This is a genomic window from Butyrivibrio sp. XPD2002 (assembly GCF_000423945.1).
Taxonomy (GTDB): domain Bacteria; phylum Bacillota; class Clostridia; order Lachnospirales; family Lachnospiraceae; genus Butyrivibrio.
On the sequence record NZ_AUIY01000030.1, the window covers coordinates 26,382 to 44,138 of the forward strand.

17 protein-coding genes are annotated in these 17,757 nt (G+C 43.9%); 2 read left to right on the top strand and 15 right to left on the bottom strand.

The annotated features are described in order from the left end of the window. Positions 1-9 precede the first annotated feature (9 nt). Together G587_RS0114200 and G587_RS0114205 are read right to left on the bottom strand one after the other, a co-directional pair. Positions 10-282, bottom strand: a complete 273-nt coding sequence (locus tag G587_RS0114200; protein WP_026492810.1) for a hypothetical protein — start codon at positions 280-282, stop codon at positions 10-12. A 132-nt stretch (positions 283-414) separates the two neighbouring features. After that, positions 415-1,221 (bottom strand): alpha/beta fold hydrolase, encoded by an 807-nt coding sequence (locus tag G587_RS0114205; protein ID WP_026492811.1) that lies wholly within the window; start codon positions 1,219-1,221, stop codon positions 415-417. A gap of 152 nt (positions 1,222-1,373) precedes the next feature. On the opposite strand from G587_RS0114205, the gene G587_RS0114210 reads away from it, so the two are divergent. Then, positions 1,374-2,174, top strand: coding sequence for an FRG domain-containing protein (locus G587_RS0114210; RefSeq protein ID WP_026492812.1), 801 nt, complete (start codon positions 1,374-1,376; stop codon positions 2,172-2,174). 189 nt (positions 2,175-2,363) lie between these two features. On the opposite strand, the gene G587_RS0114215 is transcribed toward G587_RS0114210, so the two are convergent. The 13 genes from G587_RS0114215 to G587_RS0114275 form a co-directional block, all read right to left on the bottom strand. Continuing rightward, complete coding sequence (locus G587_RS0114215; RefSeq protein ID WP_026492813.1) at positions 2,364-3,671, bottom strand: GGDEF domain-containing protein; 1,308 nt, start codon at positions 3,669-3,671, stop codon at positions 2,364-2,366. Between the two features lie 82 nt (positions 3,672-3,753). Then, positions 3,754-5,034, bottom strand: a complete 1,281-nt coding sequence (locus G587_RS0114220) for a metallopeptidase TldD-related protein (RefSeq protein ID WP_026492814.1) — start codon at positions 5,032-5,034, stop codon at positions 3,754-3,756. Between the two features lie 134 nt (positions 5,035-5,168). After that, complete coding sequence (locus G587_RS0114225; RefSeq protein WP_026492815.1) at positions 5,169-6,599, bottom strand: TldD/PmbA family protein; 1,431 nt, start codon at positions 6,597-6,599, stop codon at positions 5,169-5,171. A gap of 331 nt (positions 6,600-6,930) precedes the next feature. Further along, positions 6,931-7,815 carry an alpha/beta hydrolase gene (locus G587_RS0114230; protein WP_026492816.1) on the bottom strand — a complete coding sequence of 295 codons (885 nt, stop codon included), beginning with the start codon at positions 7,813-7,815 and terminating at the stop codon, positions 6,931-6,933. A gap of 39 nt (positions 7,816-7,854) precedes the next feature. Next, the gene (locus G587_RS0114235) at positions 7,855-9,204 is read right to left on the bottom strand and encodes an MFS transporter (RefSeq protein ID WP_026492817.1); all 1,350 of its coding nucleotides are present in this window, start codon (positions 9,202-9,204) and stop codon (positions 7,855-7,857) included. Between the two features lie 107 nt (positions 9,205-9,311). After that, complete coding sequence (locus G587_RS0114240; protein WP_026492818.1) at positions 9,312-10,217, bottom strand: AraC family transcriptional regulator; 906 nt, start codon at positions 10,215-10,217, stop codon at positions 9,312-9,314. A gap of 17 nt (positions 10,218-10,234) precedes the next feature. After that, positions 10,235-11,602, bottom strand: coding sequence for a nickel pincer cofactor biosynthesis protein LarC (larC, locus tag G587_RS0114245; RefSeq protein ID WP_026492819.1), 1,368 nt, complete (start codon positions 11,600-11,602; stop codon positions 10,235-10,237). A gap of 662 nt (positions 11,603-12,264) precedes the next feature. Beyond that, the gene (locus tag G587_RS0114250; protein WP_026492820.1) at positions 12,265-13,032 is read right to left on the bottom strand and encodes an SDR family NAD(P)-dependent oxidoreductase; all 768 of its coding nucleotides are present in this window, start codon (positions 13,030-13,032) and stop codon (positions 12,265-12,267) included. Between the two features lie 341 nt (positions 13,033-13,373). Then, entirely contained in the window at positions 13,374-13,691 is a 318-nt protein-coding gene (gene trxA / locus G587_RS0114255; RefSeq protein ID WP_026492821.1) for a thioredoxin, read from the bottom strand. Between the two features lie 258 nt (positions 13,692-13,949). Further along, entirely contained in the window at positions 13,950-14,498 is a 549-nt protein-coding gene (locus G587_RS24610) for a LiaF transmembrane domain-containing protein (protein WP_051201053.1), read from the bottom strand. Beyond that, positions 14,491-15,099: a hypothetical protein gene (locus G587_RS0114265; RefSeq protein WP_026492822.1), complete on the bottom strand. Its 609-nt coding sequence runs from the start codon at positions 15,097-15,099 to the stop codon at positions 14,491-14,493. The genes G587_RS24610 and G587_RS0114265 overlap by 8 nt, the downstream gene beginning before the upstream one ends. Before the next feature lie 3 nt (positions 15,100-15,102). After that, positions 15,103-15,519, bottom strand: a complete 417-nt coding sequence (locus tag G587_RS0114270; protein ID WP_026492823.1) for a hypothetical protein — start codon at positions 15,517-15,519, stop codon at positions 15,103-15,105. Next, a complete protein-coding gene (locus tag G587_RS0114275; RefSeq protein ID WP_026664930.1) occupies positions 15,516-16,082 on the bottom strand; it encodes an RNA polymerase sigma factor in 567 nt (188 codons plus the stop codon). Before G587_RS0114275 ends, G587_RS0114270 begins: the two co-directional genes overlap by 4 nt. A 448-nt stretch (positions 16,083-16,530) precedes the next feature. Here G587_RS0114275 and G587_RS0114280 point away from each other — a divergent pair, with 448 nt between their 5' ends. Further along, entirely contained in the window at positions 16,531-17,421 is an 891-nt protein-coding gene (locus G587_RS0114280; protein WP_026492825.1) for a LysR family transcriptional regulator, read from the top strand. Positions 17,422-17,757: the final 336 nt, after the last annotated feature.

Sequence of the window (17,757 nt, forward strand, 5' to 3'; positions counted from 1 at the left end):
ACCAAGTCTTCACAGCCAATTCAAGGGATTTGAAAGAACCTTCGCTCTTTTCACGATCTCCTCACGGTTGTGCTTGATGTAAAACTCAAGTGCAGCAATCTCCTCTTCCTCAAATCCGTCGGATTTCAGAATCTTGTAGCCCGGAATAATACCTTCCGCAGTATCATCCTCAGTGAGTGTCCTGCGGCGGGAAAAGTAAATCCTGATAAAGGTTTTCCCGGACTTGGAAGTAAGGAATCCTGTCTGTGTCATCTTAAGTTCCTGACCAAAGTTCTTTGCCATATTTCCCCCATAAGCAAAGGCTTTTAAATACAAGCCAAAATATCTTTATTAGAATACCACAAAAGATACGTCTCAAACATGATAAATGGACAGCGGCAAAAATACAAGTGCGGCACCGCCATTTTTCATAAATCATTCTCCTTCAAGGTAAAAATCCAGCACTCTCTGCTTGTAATCAGGTGCCGTGTCAAAGGCCGCATGACCGTAGCCAATGTACATGTAGAGCTTGAAATCAGGTCTTTCGTCAAGTTCCTGAGCTATTTCCATGGTGGCGTCGGCATCAAGAACGGAGTCCTCATAAACTCCAAGAGCAAGCACAGGACAATTTATCTTTTTAAGTCCGTCTGTCACATTAAACTTCGGAATGCTTTTTGCAAGGATTATGAACTTTTTAAGCTCCGCGTCAGTGACGGTCTTACTTACTTCTGAAAAATAGTCCTTAAACTGCTCGTAAACAGCGGGCGGATATATCTCTTTTCCAAATTCCTGGTAGAGCCCCTCTTTATCTCCGGCTTCAGCAAGGCTTATCCATTTATCTATAACCTTGCGCTGCTCGGGATGAATCTGGGATGAGGTTGAGCCGAGCGCTAGCTTTTTTACAAGCTCAGGATATTCCATTGCGATGACCATAGATATCATTCCACCCTGGGAAGCCCCGAAGAGATATGTGTCCTTAAGTCCAAGCTCCTTCATGGCTTTTGCAGTATCCCTGGCCATATCCTCTATGGAATAATCCTCCGGAACCTCTTTTCTTCTATCAAATACATAGGTTGTGAACTGATCCGATATGGTCTTATAGCTGTCCTCAATGACTGTGGCAGCGCTCATAACGCTCTGCACACTGAGTCCCGGGATTATTGCAAAAATCCTCTCACCATGTCCAAACTTGCAGTAATCCATTTCAAAATCTTTTGTTTTAACACAAGAAACTGTAGCCATATAATTACACCCCTCATTTTGTAATCATTATATAGAAACAACATATAAATTATACCATTCAAAAAGGTATCAATGCTTTATTTTTCTTTTATTCTTTCATAATTGCTACTGTAAACCATACCGTATATCATTAATATATGGAGGGCTTCTATATGATAAACACAGTAAAAATCAGTGATATGAGCTCACTTTTCTCAATGATTTCGGAACAGGATTTTCGTAGCGACCTCGGGAGATACAGGAATCTCTTCGTCTACAGAGGTCAGCCAAACTCAGAATTTAAGCTTGTGACAAGTCTCATGCGTAATTGCAAGAACATGCGAAAAATGCTGGAGCCCTGTATCTTAAGAAACTTCACCAAATATGCCGCCCTTGAGGAGCCCTCGATCGAGCGTTCCGTGTGGAGGCAGATGATATTCGGGCAGCACCACGGACTTCCCACAAGACTCCTTGACTGGTCCTACTCGCCGCTTATCGCACTCCACTTTTCAACCTCCGAGTTCGATATGAATCAGATGTCACAGCACGACAGCGCTGTGTGGCGAATTGATATACATGAGATCCACGATCTTTTACCTGAGAAATATAAAAAGGAAAGCGAGCGCCTTAGTAACACCGTATTCTCAGTGGACATGATGCAGGATGTCTGCGCAAGCCTTGAGATGTACGACTCAGACATGGGCGACAGGTCAATGGTCATCATTGAGCCGCCTTCCGTGGACAGGCGCATAGTTAACCAGTATTCCTTCTTCTCAGTCATTCCAAGCGACATGAATGATATAGAAGGCTTCCTTGATAAAAACACAAAAAACACTTACAAATACATAATCGATAAGGAGCTTCGATGGCAGATCCGCGATATGCTTGACCACCAGAATATCTCAGAGCGTATCGTATATCCGGGTCTGGACGGGTTGTCCAGATGGCTCGGAAGACACTACTTCGTTAAGTAAATCCTATATAAAGCAAAAAGTTTCCCCAAAACAATTTGAGGAAACTTTTTATTTGTTGCACAAGACCGGCAAGCGAATGGATGCTTGCATACAAATTCATTTGCCGGTTGTAAGAACATGGAGCACGAAGTGCGGAATGTTCGTGTGCGAAATCGAGTAGGAGTCAGCCTACTCGATTCATTATGAATTTTATAAAACTGTAACTCTGTTTCTACCGTTGTTCTTTGACTCGTACAGAGCTTTGTCCACACGCTTAAATGCGTCGTCGAAGGAATCCCCCTCTTTTATCTGTGTGACACCGATAGAGCAGGTGAGATGTCCAACCTCAGAAAAATCAGTCTCTTCCACATTTTTCCTAAGCTCCTCTGCACAGGGGCTGAGCTCTTCAAGAGTCTTCTCAGAGCAGACGATAAGGAATTCCTCACCGCCCCAGCGGCCTACAGAAGCCCTCTTGCCCTTTGCGGTTTCAATAAGAATATCCGCAAAAGCCTTAAGCGTCTTATCTCCTGCAGAATGTCCGTAGGTATCATTAACGTTTTTAAAGAAATCCAGATCAAGCATGATAAGAGACACAGGCACGCTATCCTTATTGAACATGTCGATAGCATTGAGCATCTCGGTCTTAATGCCGCCGTAGTTGTAAAGTCCTGTCAGCGGATCAGTAATCGCACGATTTTCATAGACCTTCAGAGTAGACATAATCTCCAGCGCATGTTCATGAATATTCTGAACCATGAACACGAAACGGAAATCATCCGGCATGGTGGTTTTTGTTCTGCTGAAGATCAGCTTTACCCAGATATAAACTCCCTCGAGGTTCTTCATCTGACAATCAAAGGTGGTGGTACGTCCGGGAGCCAGATTTTTCTTCAAATATTCAGGATCAGTCAGCTGAAGGAACTGCTCCTTGTCCTCCGGCCAGATCATTCCAACGACCATGGAACGCCACTGACTGTACTTTATGTTGTAATTAACTGTATCCTCGGATATTTCCGTAATACTAATACTGTTGGTAGTATCTCTCACCAGATCCACGTACATTGAAAACAGAAATGTATTCTGGATCGTATGAACCTTTTTGTCTGTCATAAGATCATCAACGGTTGTGATATCATCCAACACATTCAGGACAAAAATATACTTCTTCTCATCCTTCAACGGATAGACCGTCATCTGACCGGTATAAGGTTTGTTATTCTCACCGCCTACGATTTTAAATCTTCTGCTGTATTTTCCTTCGTATTCATCATAAAAAGAAATAAACGCCTTGTAGTCATCCGTTATCTCTTGATTAGTGTCATATAAATGAAACCATAGCTTCTGAATAAGTTCATGATAATCACCATATTCGTCAATGTAAGTTTCAAAAACGCCTTTGCGTCTGAGCGATCTGTATCTGTGTTCTTTGGAATCTACCAAAACAACAGCATCATAACTATCCTGAAGGAGCCCCAAAACTTCTTCCACTGAGTAGTTTTCAAGTGCTTTATTGCTCATACCCTACAACCCCTCTAAATCAAAAAAATATAGAACCATTTTACTCTTTTTATTCGCTGATGAAAAGATTTATCATGTTCTATTATTCAGCTCCTGTAACGCTGACATTCTCAAGCCTTGTGAGCGCAGGGATGTAGAAATTGTCGTACTGGCGCTTTTCTTTGGACATATACATCTCTTTTACAAAATCAGTCATGCAACCGGAGATAGAACCACCGCTTACAGGTGTCACCTTGTCTCCGTCGTGATAATAGCCAAGTCTGATCTCACCGGCGATATCGCCTGAGATGGGATCAACTTCAAAATCGGAAAACTCAACAACCTCAAGATACTTGCCATCTCTAATCTCTTCAGAGGTCTTGCTTCCGCCTGTCACATCAAAATTGCAGGCAAGATATGAATCCTTGATTCCAAGATAATATCTGAATCTTCGTCCGCCAAAGAAGGTCTTGGGCACATTGTTTTCGATTACTGTCATGTCATAGATAGGCGCACCCTCGTCGTCCACATCAAAGTTCCTTGATGAATTGGGAAGGTTCTTTACAGAGCAAAGTGTCACCTTGTCACCCTTTGCATTAGAAGCAATATCTTTTCCGATTTCCCAGTCAGAGTACTTACTGTAGATGAAGCCTGCGTTGCACTTCTCAACAAACCAGCTGTAAATCTGAACCGCATCGCTTGTGGGGAATACAACTGCTGCCTTACCAAGCTTGGGTGTGGGCTTAGCGATGAGCTTGTCCTTACCATACTTAAGAACCTCTGCAATCTCCTTCTTAAGGTTTTCGCCGTCGCAGCTTCCTGCTTTATAAAGGCGATACAGCTCAATCTCGTGCTCACCCTCTCTTGCATTAACAACAACCTCCACCATAGATGAAGGATATTCGAAGGTAATATCAATGCCTTCCGAATTAATGAAGTGTCTTATATTTTTCTCAGCAAAAATTTCGTAGGAGTTGATGTACTCAGTATCTGTCTCAGGTACGGACTTCATAGCTTCTACAAAGTTCTCGGCGATTTTTGAAACATCAACCTTCTCATTTTTGGATATATCAAAGTCTGCAGGCTTATTCAGTTCATAGAACGGATTCTTAACGTTCTCAGCTCGTGATATAAGCTTATCGACCTCATCCTTAATCTCATCCTCTGTGAGTGTAGGATAAATTTCACCTGATGCACTTCCAAGCATCTTGCCATCATCAAGCTTTTTGTAAACCTTGACGTTAATGTGCTGGACGTCTCTTACTCTGTTCTGATCCAGCCTGTGCTTTATGAAATAGAATTCGTATGCCAGTGTTGTTGTGTCTGTAATTTCAAAGCCATCTGCGTTTGAGGCTTTGAGTATATTTAGTAGTTTTTCTATCATCTCAATTACCCACCTTTATGTGTATTCCCCTCATCCGCCCTTCGGGCACCTGTCTTCGCTCCGCTTCGGTCCGCGCAAAACCGATGTCCACTGGACATCGTGCGCCCCCTAAGGGGGAAGGCTTTATAAAATACTTAACCGAGTCTTGCAACTGCCTTCAGGTACGGACCACCGTCGGAAACCTTAACCCATTCCTTGTGTCCCTTTCCGCAGCCGCCGTTTCCGAAGGATTCGCGGTCGGTGCTGACCATGGAAATTGAGCCAAGAAGGTCCGGTACATAGCCTGTCATAACCACGGGAGCAACCACTTTTCCTGTGAACTTGCCATCAATGATCTCGCGTCCTCTGGCCACAATACACTGAATACCCCAGTGCTTGGGATCCTCCATACCTGAGAACATACCCTCAAGGTAATAGCCCTTCTTCACCGAAGCGATCATATCCTCCTTGGAGTCGCTGCCGCTGTCAAACATTGTATTAGTCATTCTGGTGTAAACCTTGTGCTCAAAGTTCTCACGCTTACCGTTACCTGTGGGCCTGGTGCCAAGGCGAAGCGCAGCAAGAGCGTCGCATACACCGGTCTTTAAGATACCGTGGTCGATCTCAGTAACATCTCCTGCCAGAGTTCCCTCATCATCGAAGGCATAGCTTGCAACGTCAACAACGCAGTTTGCACCCTCGTGCATGGAAACAAGATCTGAACCCACGCGCTTGTCGATATACTCTGCGCCGAGAGCTCTTCCCTTTACAAACATATCCATCTCAACGCCGTGACCAAAGGCCTCGTGAGCAATAAGTCCTGTAACCTCAGGGCTTGTGATGATCTCGTATTCTCCGGGCACAACGGGTGAAGCATCAAGCATATCACCTACTGCGTTTACAGCCACTTCGATCTTCTCCTCAAGACCGTCTAAGATTCCGGCACCGGTACGACCTGAAACACCCTCGATTGTCATGGTATTTCTGCCGTTCTTTGCTCCGATCGCAAGGATGGTTCCCTCTGTGTAAACGTAGCTCTGACGCATGTCGCGGTTCTTGGTAAGGAACATCTTGCACACATGGGTTGACTTAGCGGAAGCAGGAGCGTCGATCATGTAATCCTTCATAGCCATTGCCTTGTCGCTGTAGCTCTGGAGCTTCACCATAAGTGCGCCAAGGTCTACATCCTTAGGAAGGATATCTGTCTCCATCTCAACAAAAAGCTCGCAGGGCTCGTCATCAAGCTTTGCTGTATCGAAAACCTCTGTTGAGGTTCTTTTTATAATTGCAAGCTGATCGTCGAGAATGCTCTTCAATTTTGCTGCCTGTGCACTGATATCTGACTCAGGCTTATTAAAGGAGTACTCGCTGTAAAGGCCATCCTTATATACTCTTACAACGCAGCCTCTCTCGGTTGTCATATTTTCACCGGTTATGGTCTTGCTCTTCTGTGATGCCTGAATGCCAAAGCCCTTGGAATCACTGGCAAGTATACTTACATAATCATAATCCTTTGAGAGCTCATCAATCAGCTTTTTAAGGCTGGGAGCGAGGCTCTCAAGGTATGTTGAAAACTTTGCTTTCATCTGTTTTATTTCCTTTCATTTTATTTAAGTAAAATCTCTGCAAGCTGAACTTTTTGGCGGCCTTAGCGGACATTAAGGCCACTTGTCCATTATAAATGTTCTGCCCTATTTACTCAAACCATTTCGCAGGCAAAATTATAGGACTGTGAACAATAATTTTCACAGCCCTGCTATATTATTGAATTATATTTTTAAATTATATTTTCAAGGCCAAAGTCCTCCTGTTAAGAAAATGTTAGCAAAAATATAACGGAAATTCGATTAAATAAGTCTAAAAAAATCAGCAAATAACGCCAAAAAATCCCCGGCCTTTCAGCCAGGGATTCGGTCATTATCTGATAAATGATTTAAAGAAATTGCATTCCTCGTCGTTGCATCTTGCAGCTTCATCAAGCTTCATATTGCAGTGGAAAACATGTCCCAAGGGCTGGTCGCCGGGAACATAGTAGTATCTGAATACGTTAGGAACATTGCACTCCATGAGCTTAGCCACAAGGGGAAGCTGTTTATCCTTGAGGAAATCACCATCTGCAGTCATAACAAAGGTTGCAGGATAATCATGGGTGATAAAGTTAACAACTGAGATGTTTTCAATCTCTTCGTCTGTTGCACCGCCGGGAAGGAGCTCCTTCATAAGCTGGAAGTCCTGGGACTCCTTATCATCAGAAGTAATTCTGGATACGCCACAGTTAAGGGCAACAGCTTTTAGTGAAAAGCCCTCAGGTGCCTTGAACTCATACTTATTAGCATATTCCTTGTTTGTAAGGAAGCCTGAATACAGTCCTAAAAGATGAGCACCTGCTGAATCTCCTACAGCAAAGATATTCTCTGTATCGAAGCCGTACTCCTCTGCATTTTTCATGACAAATTCAGCTACAAGGTTTGTATCCTCCAAGGATGACGGGAACTTGAATTCCGGTGCAAGTCTGTAAGTGAAGTTAACAACTGCAAAGCCGCGCTGTGCAAGACTCATGCAGTAAAACTGGTAGCGCTCCTTGTCGCCGTAAACCCAGCCGCCGCCGTGAACGCTGATGATGACGGGGAGCTTACCCTCTGCATTTTTCGGACGATACACATCCAAAACCTGCCACTCTTTGTCGCTTCCGTAAGCAATATCATCAAAGCGCTTTATATCTTCAGGAGTGATGAGACCCGCATCGCGGATATCATCACCCTCCTTGAACATTTTTCTTATCATATCTGATAATTCTGACATTTCATAACCCTCCAAATTTACTGTGTTTTTCCCAAATAATTATCTGATTCTCTTAGCCTCAAGGTCTCTCTGGATATCCTCGATGTACTTGTCGATGTTCATCATGATGCAGAGAACAAGGCAGATAGCACCGATGATAGCGCCGTTGTAACCAAATCCGAATCTGATGCTGTTAAGTGCAGTCTGTGTCTGAACCTCAGCCATTCCGTCGTATCCACCGAATGCGATGATCCATGTTCCAAGTGCTGAACCAACACCGATACCAACCTTCATACCGAAGGATGTGCAGCTGTTTACAAGACCCTCTGAACGGATTCCTGTTTTCCATTCACCGTAGTCAACAACGTCAGCTGTCATAGCAAAGATACCACTCATGATGGGTCCCATACCGATCCCCTTGATTACAAGACCTGTCATAACAAGCGGGATGCTTGCGCCTGCAGCGCCTACAACGATTGAACCGAGGATCATAAGAACACATCCACCGATCATCATCTTCCACTTACCAAACTTAGCGATAAGTCCGGGGAGAATAAGGTTTACGATCATGGCAGGAATTGTTGTTGCCATTGATGTAAGTGTAATAACTCCGATGTTACCAAGAATGTTATCGCAGAAGTAGAATGTCATTGTTCCTGTGCTTACAACTCCAACATAGAGGAAAAGGAACAGAAGACTCTGGATGAAGAAATATCTGTTCTTAAGAAGTGCTCCGAAAGCATCCTTAAGAGGAACTGTATCAACCTTAACTTCACCTGTTGCCTCGTTCTCACCGATGTGCTCCTTACATCCAAGGAAGCTTACGATGCAGAGTGCGCATGCGATAATCGCATAGATTACTGAAAGCTTGAACCATCCTGTTGACTCAAGAAGTTTTGATGTAACAGCGTTGATGATAAGTGTTGTGATCTGTGTCATTACAAATCTCATTGCTGCTGTGCTTCCTCTGTCCTGAACGTCAAGAGTCATACGGGAAAGAAGAGCATTGTAAGGCAGGTTGTTAGCTGTGTAAACGATGCAGCTCTGGAAAATGTATGTAAGATAAGCCCAGATAAGCTTGCCGCTATCGCTCATTCCTGCCGGAACATTAAAGAGAAGTACCAGTGACAAGCCCATAAGCGGTGCTGTCCAGAGAAGCCACGGACGAGCCTTACCCCATCTGGTCTTTGTCTTATCAACAATTGTTCCCATGAGAATGTCTGTAACACCGTCAAATACTCTCGCCAGTAGCATCATTGTTCCGATTGCCGCTGCAGCGATACCTACTGTATCTGTGTAATAAGCGGTAAGGAATGTTGAGCACATTGCTACTACAACATTCGCTCCGCAGTCACCCATACCATAAGAAACTTTTTCCCAAAATGATAGTTTTTTTGATCTACCTTCCATTTTAAAAAGACACCTCCTAAAATTACATAACGTCCTGTCCTCTTTGGGACAAGTAGGATTATATAAAATAGGTAGTGTCTTTTTCTTTGCTAATTCGGTCTTAAAAATTACCGTTTTTTGACATTGGAATGTGATTGCTCAGTTTTCCTGTATTGTAGCGGCGTAATTCCATATTCTTTTTTGAAGCTGAGTATAAAGCGTCTGCTATCAGAAAAACCGCACTCCAGGGCGATGTCCAATATGGACTTGTCTGTACTGATAAGCATGAACCTAGCCTGATGAACTCTGCATTTTGACACATATTCCACGAAGGTCATATTCATTGCATTGTGAAAGCATCTTGAAAAATAGCCGCTGGAAAAATAGAACTTTTTTGCTATTTCTTCCTGAGACAACGGTTCATCATAGTGATTCTCAATGTATGAAATTGCTCCCTTTATACGCTCAAAATTCTTAGCCTTGTTGATGGGAAATTCATCTCTTCTCCATGCCAGACGGTATTTCATAAGGCAGTAAAGAAGCTCGTAAACTATTCCCTTCACATACAGGTAATCATACTCTTCCATCCGCGGATTACCATCGATGTCATTACCGTATTTTGTCAGCCTTTTCATGATGCTGCCAATTTCTTCGCTGCCATTTTTACTGTCCGGAATAAAGTACATCTCTTCATATCGCGGAAGTGTTTCCTTAAGAAAAGTCCTGGAAATAATAAGGACCATAGCCGCAACATCACCAAACTCAATATCAGAGTAATCTGCAATAATGTTGTGGATACTGTCCGAATTAACTATTATCGTCTTCCCGCAGGTGTCGTTTATCTTCTGCCCATCCACCACGTGAACAGTCTTATCCCCCTTAAGTATATGGGTCAGCTCCAGCTCAGAGTGCCAGTGGTGCTCAAGCTTTTCAGCGCCCTCAGACATGTTGTTATTGTAGTAGACATTCAGAATCTGAAAGGGCGCTTCTGCGGTGTATTCAAATTGTTCGTAGCTTACGTTTTTTTCACTCATAGGTATTACTTACTTTTTTATAACGCTGTGTCATTCCTTCTGGCTATTTTTGCGCGGTCCTCGTATTCCTGCTTTTCCCGACTTACGCCATAGCCGCTCACCTTTTTTACCCTTATATCTCCATCAGGTGTGGTGATGGTATCCTCTTCACGCTTTAAAATATAGCGCTTGCAGATATTCTCACGAACCCCGATAGTTGTTGTGTATTTGAAGATTTTCCTGACAAAGCTGTCCTTCTCATTTTCTCTGCAGAGTACAGTCAGCATTGTACCCGGGCGGTTCTTCTTCATGCCAATGGAGGTCGTAAACACATCAAGGGCTCCCTCCTCCATGAGGCGCTCTGTTGCAAAGCCGATGGCCTCGGGTGTCATATCATCAAGATTGCAGACAAGCTCTGAAATGGTGTCGGTGATGTCAGAATCTGAAGCTATTCCTGTTTTATCTGCATCTGAATTTATGCCTGTTCCATAGAATGTCCTTACGCAGTTAGCCTGAGGAAAGTCTTTTTTGCCCATACCATAGCCGATTGCGTCAATGTTCATGGCAGGCTGAGCCCCGAATTCCTTGGCAAAATATTTAATGAGAGCCGCTCCTGTGGGAGTGCACAGCTCACCCTTTACGTCTGAACTATAGAAGGGAATTCCCTTAAGAAGAAGCGCTGTCGCAGGCGTCGGCACCGGAAGAATTCCATGGGCGCACTTCACCTGACCGCTTCCCACATTTATGGGCGAAGCGATTATTTTTCCAGGTGCAAGCTCATTCATGATAAGGCAGGTTGCAGATATATCCGCAGCTGCATCCATGCTGCCAACTTCATGGAAATGCACCTCTGATACTGTTGTTCCGTGAACAGTGCTCTCAGCTTCAGCAATAAGCTTGTAGACATTCATGATGTCCTTTTTAACTTCGGCGGTTGTGTTCAGGGAGCTCACAATATGCTCGATGTCTGATAAGTGCCTATGTGAATGGTGGCTGTGAACACTTGCCGAGGTTTCTTCGAGGCTAGTGTGAACGTGTTCCGTCGAACCATGCGAGAGCGGAACTTCCTTGTGATCATGGTGATGATGTTCCGTCGAGCCTTGCGAGAGCGGAACATCTTTGTGATCGTGGCTGTGTTCCGGCGAGGCATGCGAGTGCGGAGTTTCCTCATGATGGTGATGCTCCACATCCTCACTTATCTCTTCCTCACCATTTACCTTGACTGTAAGATGGCTTCCCATGATCCCACACTTCTCTGTCTTATCAAGTGAGAAAGTCACTCCGGGAATCCCAAGTCCTGCAAGCTTTCCCAGCATCTCATCCCTGTTATCGCAAAGCTCCAGAAGCGCCGCCGATAACATGTCTCCCGCAACTCCCATTTTGCATTCTATGTAAAGTGTTTTCATGCTCTATTCCTCATTTGTGTTATTAGGTTTAAGTCTATCTGCATTATCTCCCTTTACAGACTGACTTGTTGTTTAAGTCTCTCTTGCACGTTACGTCTATCATCTGATTATTCTTTTTCCCGGTTGACTTGCTATTTCATATCTGTGGACTGTGTTACGTCTATTGGAGCTATATATACTTTTCTGACTTACTAAAAATATGAATTATCAAAAGCCTTTAAGTCTATCCTATTGCTATTCTCTATTCTGACGTAACGGTTATTCTTCACTTCCGATTTCCGTTGCGTCAATTCCTAGGCCATTCTTAAAACCGGTGTAACAGCTTCTCTCCACTTCCATCCGCCGTTACGTCTATTTAGAGCCCAACACTATTCCCGGCGTAACAGCCTCTCTTCTCTCCGGTCCTCCGTTGCGTCAATTTAATGTCCAATCTTATTCCCGGCGTAACGGCCTCTTCAAAAATAAATTTCGATTACGTCTACTTACGCGCAATCTCACTTTCAGACTTACCGCCACCAGAAAGCCCCTCTGGAAGCAACCTGGAAATAACCCGCGGAAATAACCCGTGGAAATAACCCCAAACCCTAGAGCCCATCTGGAAACATCAACAACAATATATGTTTCAAGAGATTCCCAAATACAGCTAACCAGCTTAAATCATATCACTCCGCATATATCTTCTTTTTCTGCTGATGTCCCACCATGCTCACCAAAATACTGTCAGGCACAAAGCGCTGGAAAGCCACAGCAAGCTTCATTCGAAGAGTAGGTACTATCACTGTTTTTCTCCTATTCATTTCCCTTAGGCACTCGCGGACGCACTGCCTTGCTGAAATTCCCTTTAGTGCAAAGGTTACGTCAGCATTACTGTTAAACTCTGTATCCACAGGTCCGGGGCACAGGCAGCAGACGTAAACAGGGCTGCCCTTTTCCTTCAGTTCCCTGGCAACTGCCTTTGTCAAAGACACCACATAAGCCTTGGAGGCGTAGTAGGTTGCCATGTAGGGGCCGGCAGGAAGAAGCCCTGCTGATGAAGCAACGTTAAGGATGGTGCCCTTACCCTGCTTGTTCATCTTTGCAAGAACACACTTGAACAGAATGTGCATGGCTATATCATTGACCTTCACCATGGAAATCTCTTTATCAAGATCCGTCTCCAGAAAGATTCCGGCGGTTCCAAAGCCTGCATTATTTATGAAAATATCTATATGCTCATCATCAATTTCTTGAAGGAGCTTCTTGCAGTCCTCCTCCCCCGAAAGGTCAGTCGTTATAATTCTGCAATTGTCCCCAATCTTACCACGTATATCGTTTAGTCTGTCAGTACGCCTTCCAGTCAGGATAAGCCTGTATCCTTTGGATGCGTAAGCCTTAGCAAACTCTCTTCCTATTCCGGAGGTTGCACCGGTTATGAAAACCGTTTTGGTCATCATGGTCTCCTCTCATAAAACTTTTTTCAAGCTTACCAATTCTACATAGATAATTATACAAAAAATTGATATGTCAAACAATTAAGTTGCATTTATCAATTTGCACATATTCTTCATGCGCTGTGTTGTTTTCCAGCAGCGACAATCTCACCCTTTGCATTTTCATCATCCAATAATTCCATCGCTTCCGTAAAGTGCTCTTTCCTCGTCAAATACCTTATCCTTTATAGTCACGTAACTCATCTTATTTTACCTCTCTTCGATTATATTATGAAAATAGAGCGTCACCCTTGGGCGCACGCTCATATCCTAAAATTCTAATAGCTGTCAAGCCAATAAACTTACGCAATACTCTGTATTTTGCTCTCAAGTCTTGCCTTGGGAACTGCACCGAGCTCATCATCAACTATCTTACCGTTTTTAATGAATGCGAAATAGGGAATGCTCATTACTCCATACTTCTGAGCGAGCTGAGGTTCCTCATCAATATTTACCTTGCCAACCTTGATCCTGCCGTCATATTCCTTTGCAAGCTCATCGACAACAGGTCCCATCATCTTGCAGGGTCCGCACCAGTTTGCATAGAAATCAACCAGTACCGGAACCTCGCTGTTTACAACCTCTGCATCAAAATTCTCACTTGTGAATTTGTATTCCATATATATCACCGTCTCGCCTTTGTGGCGCCTTTCTCTATCTTTGTTGACAGTAAACTGCTTTTCTTAGTTGATACTTACATTATATGTGGTATAAAAAATATATCAACTACGCAGTTTGTATGTACCTGGTACGGAAAAGTATACTACACTAAAGAAAAGAAACCAGCGATACACAATGCGCAGATAGAAGTGTCCCAACAAAAGCAAAATCCTCATCCCATTCTTCCTTTTTAAGAAAAACGGGATGAGGATATCTTTTTACCAAAATACTTCTGCGTGCTTTAAGCATATATCTGCGAAGGCCATGCTCATGGAGAAAAATCCCATCATGATCATCATGAATGCGCCTGCCTTGTCATAAACAAAGGTCTTACAGAACTTGCTGGCAGCGAGAACTTCTATTCCAAGGGATATGAGGATCAGCGGCCATACAGAGAGGATATTTTCATAGGAAAACATACCAAGTGTGGTATGAAGCAGAAACGCAACGCCAAATCCGATAAAGCAAAGGCCTGTGGTTATCGTGCCGACGCGATGGCTGCTCGCACTTGCTGAGGTTTTATCGAAGCTAGTGCGAGCGTGTTCTGGCGAGCTCTGCGAGAGCAGAACTTCCTTGTTAACAGCACTTGCTGAGGTATTATCGAAGCTAGTGCGAGCGTGTTCTGGCGAGCTTCGCGAGAGCAGAACGTCCTTGTTAACAGCACTTGCTGAGGTATTATCGAAGCTAGTGCGAGCGTGTTCTGGCGAGCTTCGCGAGAGCAGAACTTCCTTGTTAACAGCACTTGCTGAGGTATTATTATCAGGCATTTTTCTCCTCCTTTTTATCATCCGCTATAAGAATAGGGTTTGATGAAGTGTCGGTTATGTAGAGCTGCTGCTTTTTTCCTAAAATAAGCTTCACACCGATCACGATGATAAGTGCACCAACCACACACTTAGGGAATGAATAAACAAGCTGATAAATGTATCCTGCGATTCTGCCGTGCTCCTGCTCATACATAAGATACTGCAGATAATCTGAGATCGGATCCCATACGATGTTCCAGAGCATGAGTACGCCCATAACTATAAGAGCCCATGCGCCGCACTTGCGGAGAGTCTCTGACTTGATATTGATTGCCTTGCCGGTAACCAGCTCATTCCAGAAGAAATCGTCCTTTAAGGATGCGAATACTTCCGGGGCTGCATGTGTAAGATTTCTCGCATGGAAAAATCCATAAAACCACATGATCATAGGTACTACCATGAAAATATCGTTAAGGCTAAGAAGCGGAATAAGTCCGAAGGAAATCACGAACACCGCCATGATGCTCAGTCCCATTTTCATAAAGCCCATATTCATCTCTGAAGCGCCGGGCATGAATGCGCATAAAAAATTAAATAATCCTCTTTTCTGCTGTGGTCTCATTTTTTAGTCCTCCATATTAAAACCTGTATTGGAAATAGTGTCGCTTATAACGTGGCTTCCAAAAATATTAGATATGTATTTTGTATTGTCATTTTTCTTTTCAAGCTGGGTTGTTGCTGCCGCTTCCTTTATTGCAACGAAGTTTTCATTGGCAGCTAAGAACGGTGCCACCAGTAAAAACAGAATCGCAGCGGCCATCGCCATACAAACCTGAAACCTGAATCTTGCATATTGCTTTTTCTTTTCCTCGAAGGAAATTGTGTTGTTACTTTCTTCGCTGGTTTTTGATTCATCCTGGTTAATTCTTTTCATTACAGATGCTTCAAAATCCGGAGGCGCCTGGAGCAGTCCTGCGCTTTCAGTTTCATCTATTAGCTTTTGTAATTCTTCATCGCTTAAATATTCGAATTCTTCATTCATGCTTCCAGCCACTCCTTTCTACAAGTTTTCTTCAGCATTTCTTTTGCCCTGAAGATCCTTGTCTGTATAGTTTTAAGATTGTCGCCCTTTTCTTCGGCGATCTCCTTTGCTGTCCGTCCTCTGATAAAGTGTTGCAGTGCTATGTCACTATAGGCTTCCGGAAGCTCTTCGCAACACCGGGTAAAAGTATTCATTACATCTTCTGTTTCATAAATATCTGCCGGATTATTAGCCGCTTCGCTGGCAGCCACGTAGGCGCTTTGTGCTGCAGTCGGCATCTCGTCCTCTGCCGTCGGTACCGATTTTGCAGCTGCGCTCCTTAGGTAATCAGTGCACTTATTGGCTGCGATCCTGCAAAGCCAGGCCTTTTCATTATTCCCATCAAACTTGTCCATGTGCATATATGCTGAGAGGAAGGTTTCCTGAGCAATGTCCTCCGCGGTAAAATAGTCACCGGTCATTCTCAGACAGATGGAAAAAATCAGGTTCTTGTACTCACCCATCCAGCGTATTAAGTTTTCATTCGCCTCTATTTTTTCCACCTCCCTTCGTGCTTTTTTCATCACTCATTACATATAACGAGTGTATCATAAAAATGTCTTCACGATTTTTTCAAAAAAGATAAAAAAATTTTTTAAAGCCTTTTTGGGGCAAAAAGAAAAGAGCCTTTCGGCTCTCTTCCAAATATGATTTTGAGGGGCATTGGGTTTGTGCCCTGATCAATCAACGTTATGCTCTATTCTGTAAATCTCCTCAAGTACTTCCTCAATCTTTGCAAAAAGTTTCTTCATAATAGAATCCCCCTTTCATGGATGAGTTATATAAAATTTTAAGTCTCCTTTATCGGCAGCCATCAGTTACTTTCTTTATCTGATTTAAGGATAGCACCTTGTAGAGCTATTGTATAATACATATAATAATAGATGTATTATACCTTTTGGGTATATCTTATCAAAATCCAAAGCGCACTTAAAATATACGTTTTTCTTATTAAAGAAGAAAGGGAGAAAAATGGAACTTAGACACATCCGATATTTCCTGACAATCGCAGAGGAAGGCAGCTTTACCAAGGCCGCTGAAAAGCTCTGTATCGCACAGCCTCCCCTTAGCCGTCAGATCCGTGACCTTGAGGAGGAGCTTGGCACGCCGCTTTTCGTGCGAAAGGCAAGGGGACTTGCACTCACTGATGCCGGGCAGCGCTTCCAGCAATACGCCCGCCGCATCAAGCAGCTCTCCGACCAGTCAATTGAGGACATACAGGAAATGAAGGAAGGTCTTACGGGCAGATTATACCTTGCTACCGTTGAGGGTCATGCGCCTGAGCTTTTCGCAAAATGGATCCACGAATTCAAGAAACGATATCCCCTCGTAGAATACGAGGTGTGGAACGGCAATTCCGATGATGTCATAAAAAGAGTTCACGCAGGGCTTAATGAGGTTGGCGTCATAACTCTTCCCTACGATGAAGAGGGTCTTGATGGAAAGCTCGTATACACAGAGCCCTGGGTCGCAATGATTCCACAAAATCATCCGCTGGCAAAGGAAAAAGGCGATCACATTCACCTAAAAAAGCTGGCGCCCTACGAGCTCATCATCCCTTCACGAAGATCCCGCAGAAAGGAAATTGAGAACTGGTTCGCACCATTAAAGTGCCAGCCAAAGATCATCTGCCGAATCGCTCATATGCTAAATGCCTACGAATTAACCTCCGAGGGCGTCGGCATCGCCATATATCCTGCATCTGCTGCCAAGTACATAAGCGGCGGCGTTGTCACAAAGGTGATACAGCCTGAGGTCTCTGCAGGCTACGCTGTTGTAAAGAGCGGTGACAGGGACCTGTCCAAGGTCGCAGAGGCCTTCTGGAATATGGTAAGCGACATGTATGATACGAAGAAAGCGTGATTTTACCGCTTTTCATATTGTTTGCAGAGGGAGAACATATTAAAATTATAGCGTTATTGTGATAGTGTAAAGTCTGCTATGGAAAAATGAGCCAAAGGAAAAAGGCTCAAAAGAACCTTGAAAATGTAGATATTGATACCGACAAGCTCTCCGAGGGCTTAGGGCTCCGCCCTAAGAACCTGCAAGGGACCAGTCCCTTGACCCGTTAAGCGGGCTCTGCCCGCACCCGTCCTCGCCGGAAGCAGGCCAGCAAGCACACTTGCTGACCAATGTATCAGGATTATCCGTGAACCTTATGTCAAGGAACTTTCGCGGCATATCCTCGCGGCGCTGCCG

Excerpts from the sequence above, each read along its gene's own strand:
- G587_RS0114200 (WP_026492810.1), bottom strand. The coding sequence starts at position 282 with ATGGCAAAGAACTTTGGTCAGGAACTTAAGATGACACAGACAGGATTC.
- G587_RS0114205 (WP_026492811.1), bottom strand. The coding sequence starts at position 1,221 with ATGGCTACAGTTTCTTGTGTTAAAACAAAAGATTTTGAAATGGATTAC.
- G587_RS0114210 (WP_026492812.1), top strand. The coding sequence starts at position 1,374 with ATGATAAACACAGTAAAAATCAGTGATATGAGCTCACTTTTCTCAATG.
- G587_RS0114215 (WP_026492813.1), bottom strand. The coding sequence starts at position 3,671 with ATGAGCAATAAAGCACTTGAAAACTACTCAGTGGAAGAAGTTTTGGGG.
- G587_RS0114220 (WP_026492814.1), bottom strand. The coding sequence starts at position 5,034 with ATGATAGAAAAACTACTAAATATACTCAAAGCCTCAAACGCAGATGGC.
- G587_RS0114225 (WP_026492815.1), bottom strand. The coding sequence starts at position 6,599 with ATGAAAGCAAAGTTTTCAACATACCTTGAGAGCCTCGCTCCCAGCCTT.
- G587_RS0114230 (WP_026492816.1), bottom strand. The coding sequence starts at position 7,815 with ATGTCAGAATTATCAGATATGATAAGAAAAATGTTCAAGGAGGGTGAT.
- G587_RS0114235 (WP_026492817.1), bottom strand. The coding sequence starts at position 9,204 with ATGGAAGGTAGATCAAAAAAACTATCATTTTGGGAAAAAGTTTCTTAT.
- G587_RS0114240 (WP_026492818.1), bottom strand. The coding sequence starts at position 10,217 with ATGAGTGAAAAAAACGTAAGCTACGAACAATTTGAATACACCGCAGAA.
- larC (WP_026492819.1), bottom strand. The coding sequence starts at position 11,602 with ATGAAAACACTTTACATAGAATGCAAAATGGGAGTTGCGGGAGACATG.
- G587_RS0114250 (WP_026492820.1), bottom strand. The coding sequence starts at position 13,032 with ATGACCAAAACGGTTTTCATAACCGGTGCAACCTCCGGAATAGGAAGA.
- trxA (WP_026492821.1), bottom strand. The coding sequence starts at position 13,691 with ATGGAATACAAATTCACAAGTGAGAATTTTGATGCAGAGGTTGTAAAC.
- G587_RS24610 (WP_051201053.1), bottom strand. The coding sequence starts at position 14,498 with ATGCCTGATAATAATACCTCAGCAAGTGCTGTTAACAAGGAAGTTCTG.
- G587_RS0114265 (WP_026492822.1), bottom strand. The coding sequence starts at position 15,099 with ATGAGACCACAGCAGAAAAGAGGATTATTTAATTTTTTATGCGCATTC.
- G587_RS0114270 (WP_026492823.1), bottom strand. The coding sequence starts at position 15,519 with ATGAATGAAGAATTCGAATATTTAAGCGATGAAGAATTACAAAAGCTA.
- G587_RS0114275 (WP_026664930.1), bottom strand. The coding sequence starts at position 16,082 with ATGAAAAAAGCACGAAGGGAGGTGGAAAAAATAGAGGCGAATGAAAAC.
- G587_RS0114280 (WP_026492825.1), top strand. The coding sequence starts at position 16,531 with ATGGAACTTAGACACATCCGATATTTCCTGACAATCGCAGAGGAAGGC.